Origin of the sequence: Paraburkholderia sp. CI2 (genome assembly GCF_014201055.1) — a bacterium.
In the GTDB taxonomy this organism is placed as follows: Bacteria; Pseudomonadota; Gammaproteobacteria; order Burkholderiales; family Burkholderiaceae; genus Paraburkholderia; species Paraburkholderia tuberum.
The window spans coordinates 78777-103598 of sequence record NZ_JACHDL010000028.1; the positions used below are offsets into that span (position 1 = coordinate 78777).

Consider the following 24822-nt stretch of genomic DNA (forward strand, 5'->3'; position numbering starts at 1 on the left):
CCGTTCGTTCGAACTGGTCAAGCCGGAACGGAGAGTCCTGATGAAGAAGATCATTGCGGCCGCGGCATTCGTCGCAGCGGCGCTGACGGTATCGACCGCGCCGCAGGGCGCGTGGGCAGCGACGCCGTCGCCGCCCGGCGCCTACGCGTATATCGGCTATCCGAACGATGGCCAGGTGGTGCCCGCCAATAAACCGTTTCGCGTGTGGTTCGGTCTGCGTTTCATGGGGGTCGCGCCGAAAGGCGTGAAGTACCCGAACACCGGCCACCATCATCTTCTGATCGATACCGATCTGCCGCCGATGGATCAGGAGATACCCTCAGATCGCCATCATCTGCATTTCGGCGCCGGCGAAACGGAAACGATGATTTCATTGCCGCCAGGCAAGCATACGCTGCAGCTGTTGATGGGCGACGACATGCATATGCCGCACAACCCGCCGGTGTATTCGAAGAAGATCACGGTGATCGCGCGCTGACTGTCATCGAGCAGCCAACAATGGCGCGCTCGCTGTTGGCTGCGATCCACCATTCACCGGTCTCGCTCTGCCGCTCGTCAGCGTCGGGACAGCGGGTGCGATCTTCCTGGCCTTTGCTACAAGGCGTTCAGGACGCGAATGACGAAAGCAAGGCACTCCTGGCATAGCCCATGCATCAGTAGCGCCCGAGCAGACAAGTTGCTCGAACCCGACGCTCGATGATGCGCTTTCCCATTCCCAGGAGATTTGCCATGAACACGCTGATGATCAAGGACCTGTCCAACACCGAACAACTCGACAGCAAGGCGATGAGCGCCGTGCGCGGCGGCAACGGCTACTATTCGATGCCGTCGTACCTCAGCTACGCGCCCGTCTATGCGCCGAGCAGCATCAAGAACGTCTCCACGACGCAGATGATCAACACGGAAATGAACATCCAGAGCGCGAACGGCAACGACTCGGCGCTGGTCAGCGGTACGACCACCTACATCCAGCCGACCATTTACTCGAGCAACGTCAACAACGGGTAGTGAGCGGCGCACGCGCGGCCCGGGCGGCCGCGTGTGCGTGCCCCAACAGGCGCATCGCTCAAAAAGACCGCTAATCCAATCGTCCTTTCCACGCATCCTTCGCGTATCCGCCGCTCCCCGCATCGACTTTTCCGCCGCTTCATTGCCGAAGCCGCGCGGAAGCGGCTCGGGCTGAAAAACCGGGCATCTCGCGCGAAACAGGCGGGTGCAACTGGAGACCACCGTGTCAGCATTGCCGGAGTCATCGTTCGATTCGTCGTGTGATTCGCTGGACCTTCAGCGGGTTCCTGCTGAAGCCAGGACGCCTCGCCGCATAGCCCGTGTACTGCGCGGGATCTGCGCGGCAACGATGTGCGCTTTGGCAGTGAGCGCGTGCGTCGACGTCAGCATGCCGGCTTATCAACGCCCGGACACGCCGGCCAAGACATCGTGGTCGGATCGCAATGGCGCGCCGGTATCGGCCGCGGAGACGATCGAGCGCGATTGGTGGAAGGGCTTCCAGGACCCGTACCTCGATACGCTGATCGACAAGGCGATCGACGGCAACTTCGATATCCGGGTGCTGGCCGCGCGTATCGAAGTCGCGCACACGCAGATCAGCGAGACAGGCGCGGCCGCATTGCCGACGGTGGACCTCGGTGCCGGCGCCGACTATACGAAGACGACTGGCCAGCCTTTGACGAAGACGTACAACCTCGCGCTGCAGGTGAACTGGGACATCGACATCTGGGGCAAGGTCGAAAAAGGCGTGCAGGCGCAAAAGGCCGAATTCCACGCGAGCGAGGCGGATTGGCGCGCGGGGTATCTCGAACTCGTCGCGAATGTGGCCAGTACCTATTTCCAGATCCTGCAATTCGACGACCAGATCGCACAGCAGCAAAAGACCATCGCCACGAACAAGCAAATCCTGACGATCTACGAAGGCCAGGCGCGCAATGGGCTCGTGCCGCAAACGCAGGTGTTGCGCCAGCAGGCGGAGATCAACCGGCTCACCAACGATCTCTATGATCTGCGCCGATCGCGGGCGGTCTCCGACAACGCGCTATGCACGTTGCTCGGCGTGCCGGCCGGCGAATTCCATGTGCCGCAGGGCCATTTACAGGAGCGCGTGAAATTGCCGGGCGTGCCCGATGGTTTGCCCGCGCAATTGCTGTCGCGCCGCCCCGACGTGGTGGCGGCCGAATTCAGGGTGCTCGAGGCCTATGACCTCGTCGGTCAGTCGAAGCTCGCGCAATTGCCGAGCATCGGCCTCACCGCGCAAGGCGGCACGGCAAGTTACGCGCTTAATCAGCTGCTGAAGTCGTTCACGTTCGGCCTGATGCCGAGCATCAATTTTCCGCTGTTCGATCCGGGCGTGCGCGCACATGTGAAGGTGACCGAGGCGCAATCGAAAGTCGCCGAGCAGCAATATCGCGTGGCCGTGATGGGCGCATTCGAGGAAGTGGAGAACGCGCTCGTCAATCTGAGTGCCCATAAGGCGCAGCACGCGGAATTGCTGCAGCAGGTGTCGCGCCTGCAGATCGTCGCTGATCAGATCCAGTCGCAACTGCGCCTTGGCGTCGTGTCGCAACTCGAAGTATTCGAAGACGAGCGGACCTTGCTGGAGGCGCAACAGGCGTTGCTGGAAAACCACCAATTGATTCTGTCCGACACGGTAACGCTTTATAAGGCGCTCGGCGGCGGATGGCCAGGTGTCGACGTGCAAGCGCAGGTCAAAGAGAAGTAACGAAACATTGAGCTAATCCACGAGTTGGCGTACCGCGCGGGTATTTCGTCGGCTGACGGCTTATCCGCGGTCTTCTCATCCGGCGATATCCAAATTGACACTCTCGATGCGTGACTTACAATCCTTTAGGGGTCAGCGTTTGCGTGGCTCTTCACGACAATATCGTTGCGCCGTTGTTCTTCGTCCAGTTCGCCCCGCGTTCCCGCCGCGGCAGGTAAACGCTTAGCGATCCAGATAAAATGGCCACCGGCGAAGCTCCGATTGCTGAAATGCGCGTGACAGTGGACGCTGCCTTCGACGTGGTGTTGTCACCGGTTGCCTGCGCACAGCGCCCCGCGCTCGACGCCATTCGCATCGTCGACAACCTGTTCGCCATCGGCCGCAGCGAAGCGCCGTTCAGCGACTATCCCGCACCATGGACCGCCGCTCTCTCGCGCCGACATGCGCGCGTTTTCATCGAGCATGGCGCGATTTATGTTGCCGATCTCGGCAGCAAGAACGGCACGACGGTCAACGGCATCGCGGTGCGACAAACCCCCGCGCGTGTACGCGCCGGCGATGAACTCTGCTTTGGCGGTGAACTGCGCTATCGCGTCGGCATCGAGCCGCGCGCGCGCGTCGTCACCGGTGGAAGCGCTTCTCCCCTCATTCATCTATTGCTGGTGCCGCAGCGCGATGACCTGGGTCTGCAGCCGGTCGACGTACTGGCTTTTCCATTTCTGATCAGTAAAACGGACGAGGTTTTCTCGCGCTACAAAGACCGTTATCCGCACCAGGTCAATTACATTTCCCGGCGCCATGCGCACCTGTTTCTGAAGGGCGGCGAGTTGTATGTCGAGGATCTCGGCAGCACCAACGGCACGTTCGTGAATGGACAGCGGATCGGCGAATCGGCGCTTGCACTAGCGGAGGGCGACGTCGTTGCATTTGGCGGCGACCACTTCGTCTACAGGGTGTCGCTACAGAACTCCGCCGACGTCGAACCCACCGTGACCCAGCTCTCTCTTCAGCCCGCTGTCGACAGTGCCGCCGATGCCGACAAGACGACCTTCGTCGGCGCTGCGCATTCGTTTCTCGACATCTTTTGCGTCGATCCGGCGCTGCAACGCGAAGACGAAGTGAATGAAGCTGCGCAGCCGGGCTCCGCGCGCGCGAAGCGTGACGGAGTAGGGACGGCAAATGGCGCGCAGGGCGCCAAAGGTGCGCAGGCGGGGCATCCCGCCGATACGAGAGACGGCGCGAACGAAAGAAGCGGCAAAGCTAAAAGCGCGGCAAGAGGTAAGCCGCGTCGCTGGAAGATGGTCGCCGGCGAACTCCACAAGGCGTTAGCGGACGGCGAGCGCACCAATGTGCGGCGCGCGGCGGCATGGGGCGCAGCGGGTATCGCGATCGTGGTTGCGCTTGGCGTGGGCCTTTATCTGCACGGTTCATCGGAACGGGAGTTGAAAAGCCTGCTCGCGAGCGGTGATTACTCGAGCGCCCTCACGATGGCGCGCGGCTATCTGGCCACGCATCCGGCGGACACGAAAATCAGCTCGCTCGCGAGCGAGGCGTTGTTGAAAGCGAACTTGCCGGGCTGGATCGAAGCCGTGCAAAAAGCGCAGTTCGACCAGGCCGACACGCTGCTGAAGAACATGAGGGCGTTGAGCGGAAATGACGCCGATGCCGCGTCGCTGGTCGGCGAATTGCAATGGGTCGGCGATCTCGAACGCTTCGTCGCGGCGCGTGGCGGCGTCGACGCGCCAATCCGCATGTATACGGACGAAGCGACGATCAACGGTCTGCTGCACCGCTGGGACGATGACGCGGCGAGTCACCAGCGCGCGCTCGATCGGATTGCGAGTTACGTGCCGGTCTTCGCGGAGCCCTACGCACACACGCTCAGCCATCTGCGCAAGCTCGAAAGCGACGATTCGGTGTACGTCGCCGCGATCGATCGGCTCAATGGCGTAATTCATACCGAACTTTCGCGCGACAAACCCGAGGCGCTGCCGCCGGTACTCGACGATTACGCGCAGCGTTATCCTCGGCTCGCGGGGCTCGATAGAGTGCGCGACGATTTGCGCCAATACACCGGGTTGCTGAATGCCGCGTTGAGCCGTCAATTGACGTCATTGTTGGCGATGATGAAAACGGTGCGCTTCAGCACGCCGCCTTTTCAGGCGCAATTCCAGCAGCTTGCGGCGACGCGCTTGCCGTCGCCGGACATCGTTCAACGGCAGGACGCGGTCGATGCCGCGTGGCAGCGCGGCGACGCGCAGCAGGCGCTGAACGATTTGCAGTCGATGCCGGCGAGCCCGTGGTCCGATGTGCTCGCGGCCGAAGCGACGCACAAGAAGGCGTTGTCCGATCAATACAACGATCTGCGGAAAACGCGTGACGGGAAAGATTACGACCAGCGTCTGCTGTCGTTCTACGCGAGCCTCGATCCGCGGACCGACGCATGGTTCGTGCAGGCGCTCCAGAAAGACGTGGCCGCATTGCATGACAAGGCACTCGCGCATGCGCAAGATCTGCTGGTGCGCGCGCAAAGCCTGTGGAAAGAGTACCGCGCGAACGGCCCGATCGGCGGCACGCAGCGGCTCGAAGCCGGCATCTCGCCGGGCTTTCGCAACGAGGCGCGTCTGCTGAGCGAGGCGCAGACGGCGGCACGCCAGGGCATGCGCATCTATACGCAGTTGAAGGCCGATCATCCCGCCGACTTCGATCGCCTGCTCGCGGATATCGAAGCCGAAGCGAGTTTGCAGCGCCGCTCGTTGACCGAGTTGCGCATGGTGCTGGACCCTGGGCTGCTGAAAGCGAAGCTCGCGTTGATTGGAGGCGATCAGAGTGAAACGCGATCCTCACCCTAGACCGTTGTCGGAGGCGCTCGAAGATCATAGCGTCGAAGGCATTGCGATTCTGACGTCCGAGCCGGTGCGGCTTGCGCGCGCGCTGATCTGGGCGATGGTCGCGCTCGTCGTGTCGGGTTTGCTGTGGTCGTTCGTCGGCCGCGCGGATGTGATCGTCAGCGCGCCCGGCACGTTGTCGCCGGAATCGGAGGTGCGGCGCATCTATACGCCGATCGACGGCGAACTCGCGGATCTGTATATCGCCGAGGGGCAGCCGGTGTCGAAAGGCGACGTGCTCGCGCGGCTCAATGCGCGCGGCGCGATCGAGGCAGCGAGCAACGCGTTACAGGCACAAGTGAAGCTCGAAGACGCCGAACGCGAATGGAAGCAGTTCCCGGAGAAGAAGGCGTTGATGGAACGCAAGGCCGCGTGGTTGAAGGCGCAACTCGAAGTCGAGGAGCGCTTGCACGAGAATCGCGTTTCAGAAGGCACGACGAAGCTTGCCGAAGGGCAGAAGGCCGAACTCGACGAAGCGCGCAGCTCGCTCGACAACGCGCGCCGCACGCGCGAAGCGGCGAATCAGGAACTCGATCGCTATTCGCGGCTGTTCGCGCAGCCGGGCGGCGGTGGCATTGCCGAATTACAGGTCGAGCAGAAACGCACGGCCGCGCTCGAAGCGGATAACGCTTACCGTGTCGCGCAGTCGAAGCTGGCCGAGCTCGACTTTCGTCTGAGCCATGAATACGCGCAGGCCAATGCGCAACTCGCGACGAGCGGCCAGCAAAGCACCGATCTGCAGCTGCAATACGATCAGGCGGTGCGCGACATCACCGATGCGGAAGACAAACTGCGCGTGCAACTGCAAAGCGCGCGCCTCGAAGCCGATGCCGCCGCGCGGGTGCGTTTCGAGAACATCGATAAAGACAATTTTCTGCTGATTCTCGCGCCGGTTTCAGGCGTGATCACCGACGTCACGTCGACGCAGCGCGGCGACAAGATTCAGGCGAATGCACCGCTCGGCGGCATTGCGCCAAAAGACGCGCGGCCCGTGCTGAAGATCGAAATCTCCGAACACGACCGCGCCTTTCTGCACGTGGGCCTGCCTGTCAAATTGAAGTTCAATGCGTTTCCTTACCAGCGCTACGGGTTGATCAGCGGCACGCTCGCATATATCTCGCCGGCCACGAAGCCATCCGCGCAGGACAAGCAACCGGTCTACGAAGGCCGTGTCACGCTGGACAAGGACTACTACCAGGTGGCCGGCACGCGTTATCCGCTGCGTTACGGCATGACCGCCAATGCGGAAATCGTCGTGCGCGAGCGGCGCCTGATCGACCTCGGTCTCGATCCGTTCAGAGAGGTGGCGGGTTGAGCGCGCGAATCAAACATCCACGAAAGGAGCCGAGCAAATGACCGCGATAGTGCGTATCGATGACGAAGTCGTGGACGTGGACGAGTTCATTCGTCTTCTGAAACTGACCGGCCAGTTCGAGAGCCTGGTCGAGCAGATCGTGCGCGACAAGCTTACCGTCCATGCGGCGAAGAAGCAGGGCGTCGCCGTCAGCGCCGACGAAATCCAGCAGCGCGCGGACCAGTTTCGCCGCGTGCGCGGGCTGCATCGCGCGGCGGACATGAATCATTATCTCGACGCGCTGCACGTGAGCCTCGACGAATTCGAGGCGTTCATTACCGACGGGCTTTATCAGGAGAAGATGCTCGACGACATCGGTAACGACGCGGCGATCCATGATTACTTCGCGCTGAATTCACCGAAGTTCGACGCGATCGAAGTCAGCCATATCGTGCTCGATAGCGAAGGCAAGGCGAAGGAAATGATCTCGTACCTGCACGACGACCCCGACGCCTTCGGCGAGATGGCGCGCGAGCATTCGATTGCCGATACGCGCGAGTCGGGCGGCGTGATCGGCAAGGTACTGCGCGGTTCGCTGAAGCCCGATATCGAGGCGAAGATCTTCAATGCGGCGGTCGGCGATCTGCTTGGGCCGTTTCCGTCGGCCGACCGTTCGTGTTTCGAGATCTTCGCGGTCACGGCCAAATATCCGGCCACGCTCGATGCCGACGTGGCCACCGAAATCCGTCGTTTGCTGCGCGAGAGCTGGCTCATCGCCCGCGCCCAGGAACACGTGATCGAAGCGCGCTAGTGCCCGAATAGCGCCCGATAAAGCGAGGCTCACCGATACATGGACGCCCTCCAGACCGCGCCATCCGCGCCTTCCACCGCCGAATTTCTCGCTTCGGTGGAGATCCTGTCGCCGTTCTCGCGCGACGAAATCGAGCGGCTTGCCGAGTACGCGCAGGCAAAGTTCTATTCGTTCGGCGAAACGGTGTGCTCGGCCGGCGAAGTGGCCGAAGGTCTCTACGTGATCCGCTCGGGCACGGTACGAATCTTCACCGAGGAGCACGGCAAGGAATCCAGCATGGGCGTGCGCAAGTCGGGCGAGATCTTTGCCGACATTGCGATGTTGCGCTCGTACGTTCACGAAGCGTCGGTACGCTCGTCGGGCAAGACCGAAGTGCTGTTCATTCCGCGCAGCGCGATCGAACCGGTGATGGCGGGCAACGCCGCCGCGTTGGCGTTCGTCGCCAGCTATGTGGCAATCAATTCGGCCGGGGGCTTCGTCGCGCAATTGTTCGATCTGCGCGGCAAGCTGAACAAGGCGGAACTCGAAGAGTACGTGCGCAGCGTCGGCGCAAAACGGGTCGCTGCCGGCAAGGAGATTCTGAAACAGGAGGGCCGCGACGACAGGCGGCTTTATGTGGTGCGGCAAGGCCAGGTGCGCATCGTGCGGCAGGAGGAGGGCCACGACTATACGCTCGCGACGCTCGGCAAAGGGGAGATATTCGGCGAGAAGGCGTGCCTGATGCGCCAGGAACAGATGGCATCGGTCGTTGCAACCACCGACACGCGGCTGCTGGTCATCCCCGAGCGCACCGTTCATTTCATTCTCGAGCGCAATCCGAAACTGCGAGAAGTGCTCGACGAGCGCATCCGCTATGGCGACCGCGAATTACAGCGGCAAAAGCGGCTCGAGCAGCGGCGCAAGCTGCCGTTGATGCTCGACCTGCAGAGCAAACCGGAACTCGGCGAGAAGATCATCCGGCGTTTCGCGCTCGTCGAGCAGGCCGAGGAGATGGATTGCGGCGCCGCGTGTCTCGCGATGATCTGCCGCCATTACGGCATTCCGATGACGCTCGGCAAATTGCGCGAACTCGCGAACGTGACGACGCAGGGTGCGACGCTCGACAGCCTCGCGCGCGCGGGCGAGTCGCTCGGCTTCACGACGCGCGGCGTGCAATGCACGTTCGATTCGCTGCGCGGCTTCGATCTGCCGTTCATCGTGCATTGGGAGGGCTATCACTATGTGGTCGTGTACGGGCTGTCGAAAGACCATGTCTGGGTGGCGGACCCGGCACTCGGTTTCAGAAAGCTGAGCGTCGAAGATTTCGAACGTGGGTGGAGCGGCACCTGCCTATTGTTTACCGGCGGATCGCAGCTGCTGCAGATGTCGGCCGAGCGCTCGCCGTGGATTCGCTTTGTCGGCTATCTGAAGCCGTACCGCAAGATACTCGGCTATCTGTTTCTGGCGACCTTCGTGATTCAGGTGCTCGGCGTGATTCCACCGCTGATCATTCAGAACATTCTGGACGGCGTGATCGTGCATCAGAACGTCAGTCTGCTGCATATGCTGATCGGCGGGCTCATCATCTCCAATGTCTTCACGCAGCTGATGTCGACGATTCGCGCGTATCTGGCGAACTTCATGGTTCGCAACATGGACTTCGCGATGATGTCGCAGTTCTTCAAGCATACGTTGTCGCTGCCGTTCTCGTTCTTCGCGAAGCGCAAGACCGGCGATATCTTCGCGCGCTTTCAGGAAAACCAGACGATCCGCGCGTTCCTGACCGAATCCACCGTGACGACCGCGCTGAATCTGCTGATGATCTTCATCTACTTCACGATCATGTTCGTGTACAACGTGAAGATGACGCTGGTGTTGATCGCGTTCGTCATTCCGATCATGGGGCTCACGGTGATCGCGACGCCGAAGATCAAGGGCTACGCACGCGAGGTGTTCACGGCGTCGACCGAGGCGAAGTCGTTCCTGATGGAAGCTCTGGCCGGCGTCGAGACCGTCAAGGGCATGGGCATCGAGCGGCCGGTACGGTTGCGCTGGGAGAAGAAATACGCAAAGGCGCTCGAATTGCAGTATCGCGCTCACGCATTCAATATTCTGGTCGGCTTCGGCAGTCAATTGCTGAATGCGGCAACGACGATTGCGATTCTTTGGGTCGGCGCGAATCTGGTACTCGCGCGTGAATTGACGATCGGTCAGCTGATCGCGTTCAATGCATTCATGGGCAGCGTATTGAGTCCGCTGATGGGTCTCGTCGGCTTGTGGAGCATGCTCAACGATGCGGGTGTCGCGATGGAACGGCTCGGCGATGTGCTCGATATCGAGCCCGAACAGAAGCCGCAGGATTTGCCCTCGCGCGTGATGCTGCCGGAGCTGCAAGGCGAAATCAGCCTGCAAGGCGTGTACTTCCGCTATGGCGAGGAGGATTCCGCTTATGTGCTGGAGAACATCAGCTTCGATATCAAGCCGGGTGAACTGGTCGCGATCGTCGGGCGCAGCGGGTCGGGAAAAACCACGCTCGCGAAGCTGCTGGTTGGCTTCTATCAGCCGAGCGAAGGGAAAATGATGATCGACGGCTATGACTCCGGCGTGATCGACAAGACTTATTTCCGCGCGCAAATCGGCTACGTGATGCAAAGCAATCTGCTGTTCTCGGGCACGATCGCCGAGAACATCGCAAGCGGGGACGACGCGCCGGAGCGCCGCCGCATCGAGGAAGTCGCGAAAATGGCCGACGCGCATGGCTTCATCAGCAAGATGCCGCTCGGTTATGAGCAGATCGTCGGCGAGCGCGGCATCGGTTTGTCGGGCGGTCAAATCCAGCGGCTTTGCATTGCGCGTGCGTTGTATCACGATCCGCGTCTGCTCGTGTTCGACGAGGCGACGTCGGCGCTCGACTCGCAATCGGAAAGCAATATTCTCGGCAACATGCACGACATCCTGAAGGGCCGCACGGCGGTGATCATCGCGCATCGGCTCAGCACGATCATGCGCGCGGACAAGATTCTCGTGCTGTATGAAGGGGCGATCGTCGAACAGGGCCGTCACGAGGAGCTGATCCAGCGCGGCGGCATGTACTATCAGCTCGTGCAGAAACAGTTGAGCGCATCATGATGAAGATACTCGACCAGATTGAAGAGGCGAGTCCCGCGATATCGTATGCGGGACTGATCGAGCGGATCGAGATCCTGCGCTCCACGTTGCGCTGGTCGTCGCGGCTCGAACGCGCCGATATCGACAAGCTGCTGAGGCAGGCCACGTCGTTGCGCGACGAAGTGATGCAGCTTTCGCACAAGGAGCGCTTCGTGCAGGCGGCCACCGCGGGCGAGCCGCAGACGAGCGCGGAGCAATCGCGCGGTGCGCGCCGCAAGGCACTGCTCGAACGCAGCTTCATTTTCGAGGGCACGTTCGGCGACAACCCGCGTTTGCTCGAATCGCTCGAAATCGCGGAAAAAGCGGCGCCAACCGATTTGCCGGTGTTGATCGATGGAGAAAGCGGCACCGGCAAGGAGCTGATGGCGAAAGTGATTCACGCGAACGGCTCGCGTGCGGACAAGCCGTTCATTTCGGTGAACTGCGGCGCGATTCCGGACAATCTGCTCGAATCCGAACTATTCGGGCATCGCAAGGGCGCATTCACCGGCGCGTCGAACGACCGCAAGGGCAAATTCGAAAGCGCGCATACGGGTACGATCTTTCTCGACGAAATCGGCGAGTTGCCGCTCGCGGGCCAGGTCAAGCTGCTGCGTGTGCTCGAGGCGCACGAGATTCAACGCGTCGGCTCCGACGAAACGATCGCGGTCGATACGCGCATCGTCGCGGCGACCAATCGCAATCTGCGCAAGCTCAGCGAGGAAGGCCGGTTTCGCGAGGATCTGTTCTACCGGCTCAGCGTGATTCACGTGACGTTGCCGCCGCTGCGCGAACGGCGCGACGAAATTCCGTTGCTGATTGCGTGGTTCGGCGACGAAGCGGCGGGCACGCTGAAACGCCGGCCAGTCAGGTTGACGCCGCGTTTGCGGGACTTTCTATTGAGCTACGCGTATCCGGGCAACATTCGCGAATTGCGCAACGTGATGTACCGCATCTCGTGTCTGGCTGCAGACATGGCCGACGTCGAGCATTTGCCGCTCGATATGCGACCCGCCGCACCCGGTTCGGCGGCGGCGCAGGCGGAGGGCGGACAGGCGAGCGGCGAGCAGCCGATCAGCGTCGCGAATCTGATGTCGTTGAGCGACGCGAAGCGGGCGGCCAGCGACGACGCCGAAAAAGCGTTCCTCGAACGCGGACTGCGTGAAGTCAGCGGGACCGTCGCCGAACTGGCGCGGCGCATCGATATGAATCGCTCGCACTTGCAGATGCTGCTGAAAAAGCACGGCCTGCACTCGAAGGATTTCCGCAATCGCAATGCGCCGCCCACGAAGAACGGCGCGAACGAGCGCGACGAGGAAGACGACGAAGGCTGAGTGAACGACCACTGAACGCTCGGTGAAACGCGCGCCTGAAGATCATCAAGGGGCCGGGTTCAGCAAGGTCTTGTCCGCCGCATTCGGGTCCCGCGCTTCGACGACCACTGCGGTGATGTTGTCGCGCCCGCCGCGCGCGAGCGCGAGGTCGACGAGTTCGCAACATGCGTTTTCGCGCTCCGCCGTGGTCAGCACGTCGACGATCTCGTCGTCGCTCAGTTCGTTGCTGAGACCGTCGCTGCACAACAGGAACACGTCGCCGTCGGCGACTTCGATCGCGTCGTCGTCGAGTTCGAGCGAATCCGTTGCCCCGACCGCGCGCGTGATCATGTGTTGCGCGGGATGATGGCGCGCCTCTTCGTCGGTGATGACGCCGAGCGAGCGCAGCTCCTCGACCTGGCTGTGATCGCGCGTCAGTTGCCGCAATTGCCCCGCGCGGTACAGGTAGATGCGGCTGTCGCCGGCCCACACGTAGCCGCAGAAGCGATCGCATGCAAGCAGCACGACCACGGTGCTGCCGATGCGCTGCACCTGGCGGCGCGCGGCTTCGTCGCGCAATTGACGGTTCGCGGTTTGCAGACGCGCGCGCACATCGGCGATCAGCATTCTGAGGCCGTGCGGCGCGGCCAGTTGAGTCAACGCGTCGATCACGGTGCGGCTGGCAACGTCGCCGACCGCGTGACCGCCCATCCCATCGGCGACAGCCCAGCGTCCCGCTTCGGGCTCGTCGAGGCAGGCATCTTCGTTGATTTCGCGGACCCGTCCCGGGTCGGAACGCGCGGACGACGTCCAGCGAAATTGGCTCTCGCATGTCACAACGGCTACACCATATCGTTTCGGTTGCGTGCGTCCGGAGACACGGTGAGGTTTGCGTTCGCGCCGGTGTTGCGTACGTCGACCGACTGGAACTGGTTGATCATCTGGTTAGCATAGAAGTTGTTGGAGACCTCGTACAGATTGACCACCGGCCCAATGCTCGGCGTTTGCGGCACGTACGGCTGAATCCAGCCATAGATCCACGGCGCGCCGCCGCCACCGCGAATCGCCGCCATCGCTTTGCGATCGAGCGCGAGGTTCAGCGAGAGGTCGTTCAATTTGATGCAGGACATGTCGTTCTCCGGTTGGTCGCGTGCGCAATGCGCGCGGCTGAATGGACTCTGCACCAGATGGTGCAAAGGCCATGCCAATCGGGGGCGGATTCGACGCGAAGCCCGCGGCGCATTGACTGGCGCGGCTTGCGCGGCCTTACCACGAACGCGGTCGACGCGATCGGTCGGCTCGCGGCCAACAAGCCCACATTCGAACAGGTGTGAGACCCAACACATTCGGCGGGGTCCCACGGGTTCTCCATGCAGTTGAAATCAACCCGCGACACGGCTCGCAAATGAGCGTCGCACACCAACAGAGCAGCGCGATTTCTGTTGGTCCCGTCCTGACATCTACCTCTTCAGAAAACCGCTCGATCGGCCGTCAACCCTGTAAACAGGGGTTTTCCGGCGCCTGGCCCGGATGATGCAAAAGCTGTCGCAACAGTGTTGGAATGCGAACGAGGCCAGCCATGAACACCCAAACGCTCGATACACGCGACGACGACCCGCAATCCGCAGCCGCTTGCGACACCGCATCATCGACGATCGATCTGCCGATCGGCGCGCACCTGGTCACGCAACGCAACGGCTACGAACATCACGGCATCTATGTCGGCAACGGCCGCGTCGTGCACTACTCGGGCTTTGCGGCCTCCGCGCATCCCGGACCGGTCGAGGAAGTCGAACTCGCGCGCTTCGCCGCCGGCCATTCGCTGTCGGTTCGCGCGACGCCGAGCGCGATCTACGTCGGCGCCGATGCGGTGCGCCGCGCGCGCTCCCGCCTCGGCGAAAACCGCTATCGCCTGCTGACCAACAACTGCGAACACTTCTGCGCGTGGTGTCTGCTCGGCGAAAGCCGCAGCGAACAGGTGCATTGCTGCTTGCGCCATCCGGGCACGGGCATGCGCGCACTGCTGTGCCTCGTGAAGGCGTTTGTGGAGAGCGGGGCGAGGAACGAACACCGCGTGGCGCAACTCGCGCAACTCGCGTGAACGCAGCGCGTCAGGAACGGGACGATTCGAGGAGAACATCATGGTAGCCGCAGAAAAAAGCTTGCACTGGGCCGTCGACAAATGGCTCGCACCCACGCCGTCGATGCCCGCGCGCGTGGTGCGGTTCTGCCATCGCGCGTCGCAACAGCAACGCTATGTATGTGTGCAGGCGTCGAAGCCGGAAGGATTGCTGTCGATTTTCTTCTTCCGCCACGGCGACGGTTCGTGGAACGTGTTCCCGCCGCAAGCCGAGCGGCCCGCGATGAACGGGTATTGCCGCACGGCCGCGTAGGAACTCATGCGTGACCCGCCGTGGCCGCTTCCTTGGCGAGCCACTGACTGAACAGCAACATCGCCGGCGTCATCGGCTTGCCCTTCAGGCAGGTCAGCCAGTAACTGCCCGCCTTGACCTCGACGTCGAACGGGCGCACCAGACGCCCGGTATTGATCTCCCGTTCGAACATCAACGCAGGCACGAGCGCGATGCCCGCGCCCTGTATCGCCGCTTCCACCATCAACCGCGACGAATCGAACACCGGTCCGCGCACCGGCCGCGGCGCGATGCCCGCGGCCGCGAACCAGTTCATCCAGTCGTCCATGCGGTACGAGCGCAGCAGCGTTTCGTTGGCGAGATCGTCGGGCCGTGCGAGGCGCGCGGCGATCGCGGGCGTGCAGAGCAGCGCGAGCGGCGCGTCGAGCAGTTTGGTGGCGAGCGAGCCGGGCCACGTGCCGTCGCCGAAACGGATCGCGAAATCGAGGCCCTCGGTCGCGAGGTCGACGAGGTTGTTATTGGTCAGCAGCCGCAGCTCGACGAACGGATGCGCGTCGCGAAACGACTTCAGGCGCGGCATCAGCCAGCCGACCGCGAACGTGCCGACCACACCGACCGTCAGCACCTCGTGAAAATGCCCGCCGTCGAACTGCTTGAGCACCGCCTCGATACGATCGAACGCGTCGGACAGCACCGGGCGCAGCGCGAGCCCTTCGTCGGTCATCGCGAGGCCGCGCGGCAAACGCTTGAATAGCGCGGTGCCGAGCCGCTCCTCCAGCGAGCGGACCTGCTGGCTGACCGCGGCTTGGGTCACGTTCAGCTCTTGCGCCGCGCGCGTGAAGCTCAGATGCCGCGCGGACGATTCGAACGCGCGCAGCGCGTTGAGCGGAAGATACGGTCTCATGGTGCAGATACAAGATTTTCTTGTGAGTGGGCTAACTTATCACCATCGGCCCACTTCGCCGACTCCCTGTCTGTTATTCGCCAGTCGAATTGTGCGACACTAGGGCCACATCGACGGGGGCCATCGCATGCGCGGCGCCGCGCCAGACGCGCGGTGGCGAGTCGGCAATGAAGAGCCGGCAATTGTGAGCAACGGTGAACGGCCGCCACGGATTGCCTCGATGTAGGTGGTGAGAAGTTGACTGTCCAGATGGAATGCTCGACATGTTCTGCCGACGTTCGTCCAGGTAAGCCGTCGGCTCGTGCAACCTTGCATCATTGCCCTCGATCGGGAGTCCGCTATGTCCGTGTATGTTCTGGCCTTGCTGATTGGCGTCGTCGCCGGCCTTCGCTCGATGATCGCCCCCACCGCCGTCAGCTGGGCCGCGCGTCTGGGATGGCTACCGCTGCAAGGCACGTCGCTTGCCTTCCTCGGCTTCGCGGCCACGCCGTATATCTTCACCGTGCTGGCGGTCATCGAACTGATCACGGATCAATTGCCCGAAACGCCGAGCCGCAAGGTGCCGCTGCAGTTCGGCGCGCGAATCGTGCTCGGTGCGCTGAGCGGCGCGGCGATCAGCGGCGCGCATGGCGGCCTGGCGGGCGGCATGATCGTCGGGGTGGTGGGCGCGGTGGTCGGCGCGGTAGGCGCGGTGATCGGCACGCTCGGCGGCGCGAAGGTGCGCAGTTCGCTCGCCAGCATGTTCGGGCGCGATGCGCCCGCGGCGTTGATCGAGGACGTGGTCGCGATCGTCGCGGCTGCGTTGATCGTCGTGTCGTTGCACGGGTTCTGACACAAACGCAAAAACGCGGCGGGACGCTTTGCGCGTCGCCGCCGCGTTCGGTCGCTGCCCGCAGCTTATCGAACCTGGGCGATCCGCGCGGCCGTCGTGACTTGCGTGACCGGCGCCGCCGCCGTCGAACTCGCCGCCACGGGCGGCATCAGCTTGCCTTGCACGAGCAGCTGAAGCGTCTTCACGACCAGAATCGCGATGATCGCGTTCGCCACCACGAACAGAACCGGTGCCGCGAATTCGATCGGACCCGTCGCGCCGCGTTCGACGAGACGCAGGGCCATCGTCGGCAACGCCGCTACGCCGAAGCTGAACGCCCAGTAGCCGGGCACGAATGCCTGTTGGCGGATCCACGGCAGCAAACGCAGCAGCATCAGCGCCTGATAGAGACCGTAGCCGAGCAACGCGTAGGCGAACAGATCGGGCGTGCCGCTGGTGAGGCTCAAATACGCGACACCACCAACGACTGGCGGCGCGAGTTGCACGCCGAGGGTCGGGCGCAGCGCTTCGGGCAGCGGTTCATGCACGGCGGCGCGATGCAGGATCATCGATTCGAGCGCGAGCCACGCCAGCATGCCGCCGCCGAAAAACAGCTCGCCCAGTTGATGGAAGCCGAATGCGGCCGAGCTCGCCGCCGCGACGAAGCCCGCTCCGACCGTCGGCAGATAGATCGCCGGCGTGGTCAGTTCGGGCTTGCGGCCGCCTTGCCACAGCTTGCCCTGTAGATAGACGCCGAGCCCAAGTTGCGCGATCGCCGCGATGCCGTACAGCGTCAGCGCGAGGGTATGCGCGTACGGCTGCAGCAGTTGCGCGGCAAGCAGCGTCGAGATCGGCGCGAGCGCGACGAACGAAGACTGCACCGGATGGTCCAGTTCGGCGCGTGCGTCGGCGGTCTGTGCGAACCACTTGTGCGCGTAGGCGGACAGAATGATGACCCAGACGGCGAGCGCCGCGATCGTCACCACGCTGCCGGCGACGGCCGGCAAATGCCATAGGCGGATTGCGACGCGCCACAGGTTGGCCAGCGCCAACGAGCCCACCGCGATGCCCAGGAAGCTAGCGGGAACCGCACCACGATTGCTGTTCATGACGACCTCCGAAAGTTGCGTCGCGCTGCGGGTTGCTGGCCATGCGCGATCGATGGCCTACTGTAAAAGGCCAAGGAGAATCGCAGAACGCTGCAAACGCTCGACAAATGGCGCGAGCGTCTCAAGCTGTGTTTTAGCGGGGGAAAGGGGCAGAGAAGACGGGGGAAGGAAGGGCGGCCGTCAACCACCCATGCGCACCAGCATCGCCAGCAGCCGGTCGAACGAAAGCGGCTTGCGCGCGTAGGCAATATGTGGATTCGGCTGCACCGGAATGTCCGATGCGGCACTGCACAGGATGATCGGAATGTCGCGCAGCTCTGGGTCCTCATACAGCGCCGCGCACAACTGGAGGCCCGACATGACCGGCATCATGCAATCGGACACGACGATACCGGGCCGGCTCGAGCGGACCAGTTCGAGCGCGACGGCGCCGTTCGACGCCGTCCGTACCGCATAGCCGTGTCGTTCCAGCAGCAGCCGCCACACCGTGAGGATGTCGAACTCGTCGTCCACCACCAGAATGGTTTTCATGAGCGGCTAGGTTTTTCGCCGCGATTGCAGCGTAACCGACAGGCCCGGCGTCGATTGGATGCCCGCGGCGCCGGGCGAGCCGTCGATCACGTCGAGTCCTTGCGACGAAATCGACAGTTCGCGCAGTGACGTGTCGTGCGCGCTTTCGCGTTGCTTCACCACCGAAATCACGCGCCGCAGTCCGCCTTCGGTCTCGGCGTAGCGCAGCAGCACGAGGTTTTCGGTCAGCGCCGACACGCGCACGGCCTTCGCGTGACCCGGCTCGCTGTACAGCGGCAGCTCCTCGGTGACGAGCGTCGTGATGGCCGCTTCGCGCAACTGATGCAGCAGTGCGTTCAGGAACAGGCCGAAGCGCTCGGTACGCAACGCCGAATCGCGAAAGCCCTCGACGCCGTCGATCACGATGCGCGTCGCGCCGGTCTGCTTGACGGTGGCGAGCGCTTTCGACGCGATTTCATCGACCGCGAGTTCGATCGCCGGCTGCCAAAGCACCATCAGACGACCGTCCTGCCACGCATCGGCAAGCGCGATCGACACCGCTTCGGCCTTGCCGATGAGTCTCTGCGGACCCTCGTAGAAGCCGAGATACACGCAACGCTCGCCGCGTGCGAGACCGGCGGCGAGGAACTGCAGGCACAGCAGCGTCTTGCCGACGCCCGACGGGCCGATCAGCGTGGTCGTCGAGCCTTGCGCGAAGCCGCCGCCGAGCAGGTTGTCCAGATGCGGCAAGCCGAAGCCGAGCCGGGCTTTCAGATCGACGGGGCCCGCTTGCTTCGCGCATTGCGCTTCGAGGCGCGGGAACATCAGCAGGCCGCTGCCGGCGATGCGGAAGAAGTGCTTGCCCATCAGATGATCGCGTGCGCGCATCTTGTGCACTTCGATTTCGCGCGCGCGCCGCATGCCGTCGTGATAGCGGTTCAGCTCGATCAGACCGTCCACCAGCGTGTGCTCGGGATGCGACTCGTTGCCCGACAGCGGCGCGAGCAGCAGTGTCGTGCAGTCCATCGCGGCGACCAGCGCGTTCAGCTCGTGGATGAACTTCGACAGCGACAGCTCGGTTTCGCTGAATTCGCGCGCACTGCGAAAGCCGTCGATGATCATCAGGCTCGGCCGGTAGTCGTAGATGCTCGACGCGATCAGCTTCAGGAAACCGTCGAGTCCGTCCTGCATCAGTTCGTGATAGCCGGACACGAACAGCATCTGCTGCGCGACCGCGGCTTCGTCGAAAAAGCTCAGGCCTTTCAGGTGAGCGAGCAGCTTGTCGTGCGATTCGGCGATCAGCGTCATGTACAGCACTTTCTCGCCTTGCCGCACCCGATGAAAACCAATCTGGCTCGACAGGATCGTCTTGCCGGCGCCGGCCATCCCCTCCAGTAGATAGACGCCACCGCTCACCAGACCGCCGCCGAGGATCTCGTCGAAACCGGGCACGCCGGTTTCGACATTGCGTCGCGCCGCGTCAGGCCGGGCCGCGTTAGGTCGCGCCGCGTCGGACGGGCGAGACGTGTTGGATGCGTCGGTAGTCATTGTCGATGTGTCGTTCAAAGTGCAAGCGACGGCCTGGTCGTAACCGTCCTGTGCTCAACCCCGTGGTGGCAGCAATCCCCATTCCCGATCGCGAGCGACAGTGTCCCGCGGCGTGAAATGCGGGGAGTCTATCCGGCAACGCGTGCCCGGCGAACGGCGTGTGCTCGACGGGGCGGCGTGAGAGGGCGAAAAAGGCCGGCGGCGAGGAGCCCGGTGCATGCGGTATGAGTGGGGAGTGAAGTGCGGTGGCCGGTCGAATTTGCAAACCGATGCAATGAAACGGAAAGGCGAGCGCTTCGCTCATACGGCGCCGCAGGCTGCGCTCGAGGCTGCCGATCACATAGGTCAGGTGCAGGTTCGAACGGCGGCTGCGAGCGGCGCCGGCTTCGGCGGACGGCTTCTGATGCTGGTTCATGGTGTACCGGGTGACGCGCCTCGCCGTATACAATTCGGCAGCGCCTGATCCCAGCGGGCTTTCACCCGCCTATTTGCCAACCGATCCAACCCATGCCGAATCCGACCCGGGCCTTTCTTCTCGGCCCGCTCCTGAAAGGCGTTTCACGCTCCTTCTATCTGACGCTGCGCGTGCTGCCCATCGGCATGCGCGATCCGATCGGCCTTGCATATCTGCTCGCGCGCGCGGCCGATACGATTGCGGACACCTCGCTGATCGCGCCGGGCCAACGCCTCGAATTGCTGCTCGCGTTGCGCGATCAGGTCAATGGCGTGGCCGTCGACAGCGCGCCGTTCCAGCGCATCGCCGCGGAAGTCGCGGGTCAGCAGGCGCAGTCGGATGAAAAGCTGCTGCTCGAATCGTTGAGCCCCGCGCTCGACGTGCTCGCGCAACTGAGCGAGTCCGACCGCCACGCGGTGCGCGCGATCGTCACGACGCTGACCGAGGGCATGGAATTCGATCTGCGCACGTTCCCCGACGAACGCTCCGGCCAGATCGCGGCGCTGCGCGAATACGACGAACTCGATCGCTATACGTATCTGGTCGCGGGCTGCGTCGGCGAGTTCTGGACCACGATGACTTACGCGCACATGCCGGCCACGCTGAAAGAACAGCCCGACACGATGAAGCAGCGTGGCGTGCGTTTCGGCAAGGCATTGCAGATGACCAACGTGCTGCGCGATTGCGGAAAGGACTTGCGCATCGGCCGCTGCTATCTGCCGCAGAGCATGCTCGAGCGCCACGGTCTGAGCGCGCGCGATCTGCTGCAACCGGCCAATTCGATGCGCGCGCGGCCGCTGCTCGTCGAACTGCTGCGCAAGACGCTCGATCATTTCCGCGCGGCGCTCGACTATACGCTCGCGATTCCGGTGAGCGCGGTGCGCTTGCGGCTCGCCTGCCTGTGGCCGATCCTCATCGGCCTCGACACCTTACTGCTGCTCGCGGATAACGACGCGTGGCTGGATCCGGCGAAAGTGTCGAAGGTGACGCGCCATGACGTGTATCGGATCATCGCGTCATCGCTGCTGCTGGTGCCGTCGAATGCGCTGGTGCGCCATGCGATCAATAGCCGCATCGCGCGGATCGAAACTCGGCTGTAGGCGTAAACGCCTACGGTTGCGCGCACAGTCACGCGCATCGAATAAAACTGAATCGCTTCAATGCACTACGAATCGCCCGCAGCAGCCGCGATTTATTCTGGATCATTGAATCTTCAACAATCGGGAAAGCCCCAGGCCACTGCATTCGCGCTTCACGTTAGTCTCTTCGAAAAGGAGACGACCCATGCGACAAGCGTTCAATATTGCGTTGGTGCTTTTGCTTGGCTATCTGATGGCGGATCGGGCGTTGATGCGTGCGCAGGCGGGCGAGGTCGGCACGATTACGTGTCACCAGGGCGCGGCGCTCGTCAAATCGGACGCGTTGAAAAAGGGCTTTGGTGACGCTGGCGCGAGCGCGCAGAGCGAGAGCTTCCTGTCGAGTTGCCTAGTGACCGGGCGCGGCCAGGTCGGCAATCTGATCGCACGCGACTGAGCGCGGGCAGCTGAGAATTCATCGCGGCGCACGCAGAGCGTCGCGAAAAAGCGCCCAGACCGTGAAGGCCTGGGCGAAGTCATCGGGAGCCCGATGACGGAGGTAACCACATACGAACTGGCCCGCGCTCGGAGATACCCGAGTCGCGGGCCAGTTCATTTGAATCGGGGGGCGCGTCGCAAGGACGCGCTATCTGGAAGTGCTCGCGGTTCGTTTCGCCGTACGGCTTCGTGGCCACACAGCTGCGCTTGACGAACCGCCTGCCACCTACCGCTTACTGACCGAAGTAGACCGACTTCGGGCCACTCGTCGGAGCCGCATGGCTCGTTTGCGACGTACCGCTTACCACACCACCGAAGCCGGTAGCGGCTTGACCGACGCCGTTTTGCGCGTCGACGCGGGCTTGCGCAGCCTGGATGTCAGCCGGGTAGTGCGGGTCGGCGTGACCAGGTTGATAGCCTGCCTTTTCCAGTTGGATCAGCTCGGCGCGCACTTGAGCGCGGGTCACGGGCTGGTTGGCTTGCGCGAACGCGGCGACCGGAGCGGCGACAGCGACGGCGATGACAACGGCTTGAATCAGCGATTTCATGATACTTACCTCCAGTTCAGGGTTTTATCTTGCTGCGAACTTGCTTGTTCGTAGTCAGTGATTGCATTGTAATTTGTCAAACTTGACAGAGTAAGTCGTGAGATAGGTAATGTTTGTTGCGAAAATTGATATAAAGCGACGGAACTTTTAGGGTTAACGCGTAGACGTGTGTCCGGTGTCACAGGAAATGAAAACTATGCGAGGTCGGTGACGTCTGAGCCGCTCCCCTCGTATCGGCGACTTCCCGTCATGCCGGCGAGATTCGGGCTCCCTTTAGTTAAAGTATCTGCGTCTGTTGCCGATATGCCGTGTGAGTGCCGACCCGTCAAGAGCTCCAGGCAGCCCTGTTTTATAAACATTCAGGTGCCGATCGATAGGCGTCGTCGATGAGAAAAGATCGGCCGGCAGCGAGAAGGATTTGTGATGAAATGCGCAGCGGCATGCCGGGCTTCGTCACAACTTACCGCTGCAGGGACGCCGCCATGGTTATGCAAGTGATTCGACCGCGATGAAAGTTTCACCGGTTTGCCATCGAATGCGCCCATAGCCTCTGCCGAGGGCCGCCCAATCCATGCCGAACCTGAAAAAGTGAACCCCACGTGCGACAAACTGAGTTTGGCTCCTTGCTGTCGGTCTTGGCCTGTTTCATTCTTTTCTCGTTGTGCGGTTGCCATCAGCGAGACCACGATTCTTCGAGCACGAGCGGGCCGGCCAGTACCACCATCACCGCCTTGGTCTGGGCTCCTGACTGGCCGGAAGAAATGCTTCAGATTGCTGCCGAATTCAGCAAGCTGAATCCGGACATACACGTGGATGTGCAGTTCATGATTGGCAATTCGGTGGAAGAAAATATCAAGCCGCGGATCGCCTCCGGCAACTTGCCCGATCTGGTGAGCATCAATCCGAATGCCTACGCGGCCGACCTGGCCGATCAAGGGCTCCTCGCCGACGTTAGCAAGACATCCGCCTGGAACAACATGCTCGATCCTCTCAAAAAAGACTGGACCAGTCGCCAATCCAGGCACTTTGGAATAGCGGGGGGAATGGCTACGACTTTGATCTATTACAACCAGGACATGTTTGCGAAGGCGGGGATCAGGGATCTGCCGACCAATTTCAACGAATTCCTGGCGGTTTGCGAACAGCTCAAACGTGCGGGCTATACGCCAATAATGTGGAACGGCGGCTTCCCAAATATGCTCGGCAACGGCCCCTTCAGTTCAGGCTTTGCTAACAATGTGGTTGCGCGCGAGCCAGACTGGAAGGACAAAATCAGCGATGGCACGCTGGATTTGAACACCCCCCAGGTAGCGGATATTTTCGCCAGGATCAGGCTGATGCCGGAACGGGGTTTCGTACAGGAATCGTTCATGACAACTGGCTACGATGATGGCATACGGCTATTCAAGGAGGGCAAAGTCGCGATGGCTTTTCACGGTAGCTGGGCAGCCGGTCTGTTGCTGCACGGCAATCCCTTTGAAGTTGGCGTGCTCATCCCGCCCTGGAACGCGCAAGGCGAGCAGGTGGTGCCCGTGATCGGCAGCGAAACCGGGTTTGCGGTGTCGGAAACGCCCAACAAGGCCGCGGCAATGCGTTTTCTCGAGTTCGTCGCTGGGCAGGGGTTTTCCATCCTCCAGATCAAGCGCCAGAACATTTCTCCATTCAAGCAGTTCCCGGGGACGGTGGTGAGCGATCAGAAGATTGTCGACTACACAAACATGGTCAGTCGCTATGCTGTGACCGGCAGCCCGTACTATTCGTTTCTACCCTCCAATTCCATCGAGCGCTTGCATCGATTGATACAGGATGTGCTGTTCAGGAAAATCACGCCAATGCAGGCTGCAAAACTCCTGGACGAGTCTGTTAAGAATGAAGCGAAGATGCACTACAAATGAGCCCACTGATCGCCTGGCTGCGAAGCGCATTCGCCTACTTCTCGTTGGATCTGCTGCGCCGGGTCGAAATTCGCTACCGGCTGATAACCGCGTTTATCCTGCTTTCGCTGATACCGATACTTGTCTCCAGCTACATATCGTATGTGGAGTCAACAGCAGAGTTCAAGCACAAAGCGGAGATATTTTCCAAAGAGGTAGTCAAACAGGTATCCAAAAACATCTCGTTACGGATGGAGCAGATCGAGACGGAGAGCAGCCTTCTGGTGCTCTCCGATCAGGTTCAAGACGCGCTGACCCGCATCGCACACGGCAATGAAAAGGAGCAGAGCGAAGCTCGCCAGGATCTGACCCGACTGCTCCTGGAGCACTACGGCGCGGTTGATTTCATCAACCAGAAATATTTTCTCGACAAGGACAACCGGATCACGGACACCCAGGCGTTCGCGCAATTGACGCGGAGTGTGGTGCATCTGGTCCAGCAGGCTCCCGATCGAAATGGCCGGCCTTACTGGGGCAGCTATGACAACGGGGCCGGTCAGCAAGATCTCGGGATGGTGCGCGCCATCATCGGCAAGAGCGACAATCGGCAGATCGGTAATCTGGTTCTAGTGATTCGCCCCGAGTATTTCTCAGCGATTTTCAATGACGTCGCCGTGGGCAGTGGAACGGAGATCTATGTACTTGACGCCAGCAGCGACAAGCTGATTGTTCGTGCCGACGGTTCTTCAATGAGCACCGATGGAAAGGCTGAACCGGGTCTGCTCGAAAGAATCACAAACGCCGATCCGCACGGCGAGCCAAATGGCTTCGTCGACTTCCATGGCAAGAATGGCGACCGCGTTCTCAAATCTGAAGTGCAACACCCTGACTCGTATAAGGTGTTGCCATGGAAAAACAATATCAACAGCTACAACCTGAGGAGCGGCTGACG

Annotated in this window: 22 protein-coding genes; 15 read left to right on the forward strand and 7 right to left on the reverse strand. The window is 61.9% G+C overall.

Translation table 11 applies throughout. From position 1 onward, the window contains the following. Nucleotides 1–40: 40 nt before the first annotated feature. The 8 genes from HDG32_RS29940 to HDG32_RS29975 all read left to right on the forward strand — a co-directional run bounded on the left by HDG32_RS29940 (nt 41) and on the right by HDG32_RS29975 (nt 12187). Nucleotides 41–478: a DUF4399 domain-containing protein gene (locus tag HDG32_RS29940; protein ID WP_090807583.1), complete on the forward strand. Its 438-nt coding sequence runs from the start codon at nt 41–43 to the stop codon at nt 476–478. Nucleotides 479–729: 251 nt separating this feature from the next. After that, a complete protein-coding gene (locus HDG32_RS29945; RefSeq protein ID WP_184072849.1) occupies nt 730–1008 on the forward strand; it encodes a hypothetical protein in 279 nt (92 codons plus the stop codon). Between the two features lie 349 nt (nt 1009–1357). Then, nucleotides 1358–2734, forward strand: coding sequence for an efflux transporter outer membrane subunit (locus tag HDG32_RS29950; protein WP_221307908.1), 1377 nt, complete (start codon nt 1358–1360; stop codon nt 2732–2734). Nucleotides 2735–2973: 239 nt separating this feature from the next. Beyond that, nucleotides 2974–5586 (forward strand): FHA domain-containing protein, encoded by a 2613-nt coding sequence (locus HDG32_RS29955; RefSeq protein WP_184072851.1) that lies wholly within the window; start codon nt 2974–2976, stop codon nt 5584–5586. Then, nucleotides 5564–6937, forward strand: coding sequence for an HlyD family efflux transporter periplasmic adaptor subunit (locus HDG32_RS29960; protein ID WP_184072853.1), 1374 nt, complete (start codon nt 5564–5566; stop codon nt 6935–6937). Before HDG32_RS29955 ends, HDG32_RS29960 begins: the two co-directional genes overlap by 23 nt. A 37-nt stretch (nt 6938–6974) precedes the next feature. After that, nucleotides 6975–7727 (forward strand): peptidylprolyl isomerase, encoded by a 753-nt coding sequence (locus tag HDG32_RS29965; protein WP_184024541.1) that lies wholly within the window; start codon nt 6975–6977, stop codon nt 7725–7727. Nucleotides 7728–7766: 39 nt separating this feature from the next. Continuing rightward, nucleotides 7767–10835 carry a peptidase domain-containing ABC transporter gene (locus HDG32_RS29970; protein ID WP_184072855.1) on the forward strand — a complete coding sequence of 1023 codons (3069 nt, stop codon included), beginning with the start codon at nt 7767–7769 and terminating at the stop codon, nt 10833–10835. Next, nucleotides 10832–12187, forward strand: coding sequence for a sigma-54-dependent Fis family transcriptional regulator (locus tag HDG32_RS29975; protein ID WP_184072857.1), 1356 nt, complete (start codon nt 10832–10834; stop codon nt 12185–12187). The genes HDG32_RS29970 and HDG32_RS29975 overlap by 4 nt, the downstream gene beginning before the upstream one ends. 45 nt (nt 12188–12232) lie before the next feature. Here HDG32_RS29975 and HDG32_RS29980 read toward each other — a convergent pair whose 3' ends face one another. Further along, nucleotides 12233–13003, reverse strand: coding sequence for a protein phosphatase 2C domain-containing protein (locus HDG32_RS29980; RefSeq protein ID WP_184072859.1), 771 nt, complete (start codon nt 13001–13003; stop codon nt 12233–12235). Nucleotides 13004–13008: 5 nt separating this feature from the next. After that, nucleotides 13009–13296, reverse strand: coding sequence for a hypothetical protein (locus tag HDG32_RS29985; RefSeq protein WP_090807566.1), 288 nt, complete (start codon nt 13294–13296; stop codon nt 13009–13011). A gap of 449 nt (nt 13297–13745) precedes the next feature. Between HDG32_RS29985 and HDG32_RS29990 the strand changes: the two genes are divergently transcribed. Together HDG32_RS29990 and HDG32_RS29995 are read left to right on the forward strand one after the other, a co-directional pair. Then, complete coding sequence (locus HDG32_RS29990; protein WP_184072861.1) at nt 13746–14267, forward strand: lecithin retinol acyltransferase family protein; 522 nt, start codon at nt 13746–13748, stop codon at nt 14265–14267. Nucleotides 14268–14307: 40 nt separating this feature from the next. Beyond that, nucleotides 14308–14559: a hypothetical protein gene (locus HDG32_RS29995; RefSeq protein ID WP_184072863.1), complete on the forward strand. Its 252-nt coding sequence runs from the start codon at nt 14308–14310 to the stop codon at nt 14557–14559. Nucleotides 14560–14563: 4 nt separating this feature from the next. Here the strand turns inward: HDG32_RS29995 and HDG32_RS30000 are convergent, their stop codons facing one another. After that, nucleotides 14564–15442, reverse strand: coding sequence for a LysR family transcriptional regulator (locus tag HDG32_RS30000; protein WP_184072865.1), 879 nt, complete (start codon nt 15440–15442; stop codon nt 14564–14566). A gap of 340 nt (nt 15443–15782) precedes the next feature. On the opposite strand from HDG32_RS30000, the gene HDG32_RS30005 reads away from it, so the two are divergent. Then, nucleotides 15783–16274 carry a DUF4126 domain-containing protein gene (locus HDG32_RS30005; RefSeq protein ID WP_090807556.1) on the forward strand — a complete coding sequence of 164 codons (492 nt, stop codon included), beginning with the start codon at nt 15783–15785 and terminating at the stop codon, nt 16272–16274. 65 nt (nt 16275–16339) lie between these two features. Here HDG32_RS30005 and tehA read toward each other — a convergent pair whose 3' ends face one another. From tehA to HDG32_RS30020, 3 genes are all read right to left on the reverse strand, one after another. Next, nucleotides 16340–17362: a dicarboxylate transporter/tellurite-resistance protein TehA gene (tehA, locus tag HDG32_RS30010; RefSeq protein WP_184072867.1), complete on the reverse strand. Its 1023-nt coding sequence runs from the start codon at nt 17360–17362 to the stop codon at nt 16340–16342. A 180-nt stretch (nt 17363–17542) separates the two neighbouring features. Beyond that, nucleotides 17543–17893 (reverse strand): response regulator, encoded by a 351-nt coding sequence (locus tag HDG32_RS30015; protein ID WP_184072869.1) that lies wholly within the window; start codon nt 17891–17893, stop codon nt 17543–17545. 6 nt (nt 17894–17899) lie between these two features. Continuing rightward, nucleotides 17900–19420: an ATPase domain-containing protein gene (locus tag HDG32_RS30020; protein ID WP_221307909.1), complete on the reverse strand. Its 1521-nt coding sequence runs from the start codon at nt 19418–19420 to the stop codon at nt 17900–17902. A 507-nt stretch (nt 19421–19927) separates the two neighbouring features. On the opposite strand from HDG32_RS30020, the gene HDG32_RS30025 reads away from it, so the two are divergent. Both HDG32_RS30025 and HDG32_RS30030 read left to right on the forward strand, forming a co-directional pair. Further along, nucleotides 19928–20974, forward strand: a complete 1047-nt coding sequence (locus HDG32_RS30025) for a phytoene/squalene synthase family protein (RefSeq protein WP_184072871.1) — start codon at nt 19928–19930, stop codon at nt 20972–20974. A gap of 184 nt (nt 20975–21158) precedes the next feature. Beyond that, entirely contained in the window at nt 21159–21407 is a 249-nt protein-coding gene (locus HDG32_RS30030; protein WP_129961873.1) for a hypothetical protein, read from the forward strand. A 274-nt stretch (nt 21408–21681) separates the two neighbouring features. Here HDG32_RS30030 and HDG32_RS30035 read toward each other — a convergent pair whose 3' ends face one another. Continuing rightward, nucleotides 21682–21996, reverse strand: a complete 315-nt coding sequence (locus tag HDG32_RS30035; protein ID WP_184024579.1) for a DUF4148 domain-containing protein — start codon at nt 21994–21996, stop codon at nt 21682–21684. A 659-nt stretch (nt 21997–22655) separates the two neighbouring features. Between HDG32_RS30035 and HDG32_RS30040 the strand changes: the two genes are divergently transcribed. Together HDG32_RS30040 and HDG32_RS30045 are read left to right on the forward strand one after the other, a co-directional pair. Next, complete coding sequence (locus HDG32_RS30040; RefSeq protein ID WP_260336647.1) at nt 22656–23891, forward strand: ABC transporter substrate-binding protein; 1236 nt, start codon at nt 22656–22658, stop codon at nt 23889–23891. Then, on the forward strand, nt 23888–24820 hold the full coding sequence (locus HDG32_RS30045) for a cache domain-containing protein (RefSeq protein ID WP_260336644.1): 933 nt from the start codon (nt 23888–23890) through the stop codon (nt 24818–24820). The genes HDG32_RS30040 and HDG32_RS30045 overlap by 4 nt, the downstream gene beginning before the upstream one ends. Nucleotides 24821–24822 lie beyond the last annotated feature (2 nt).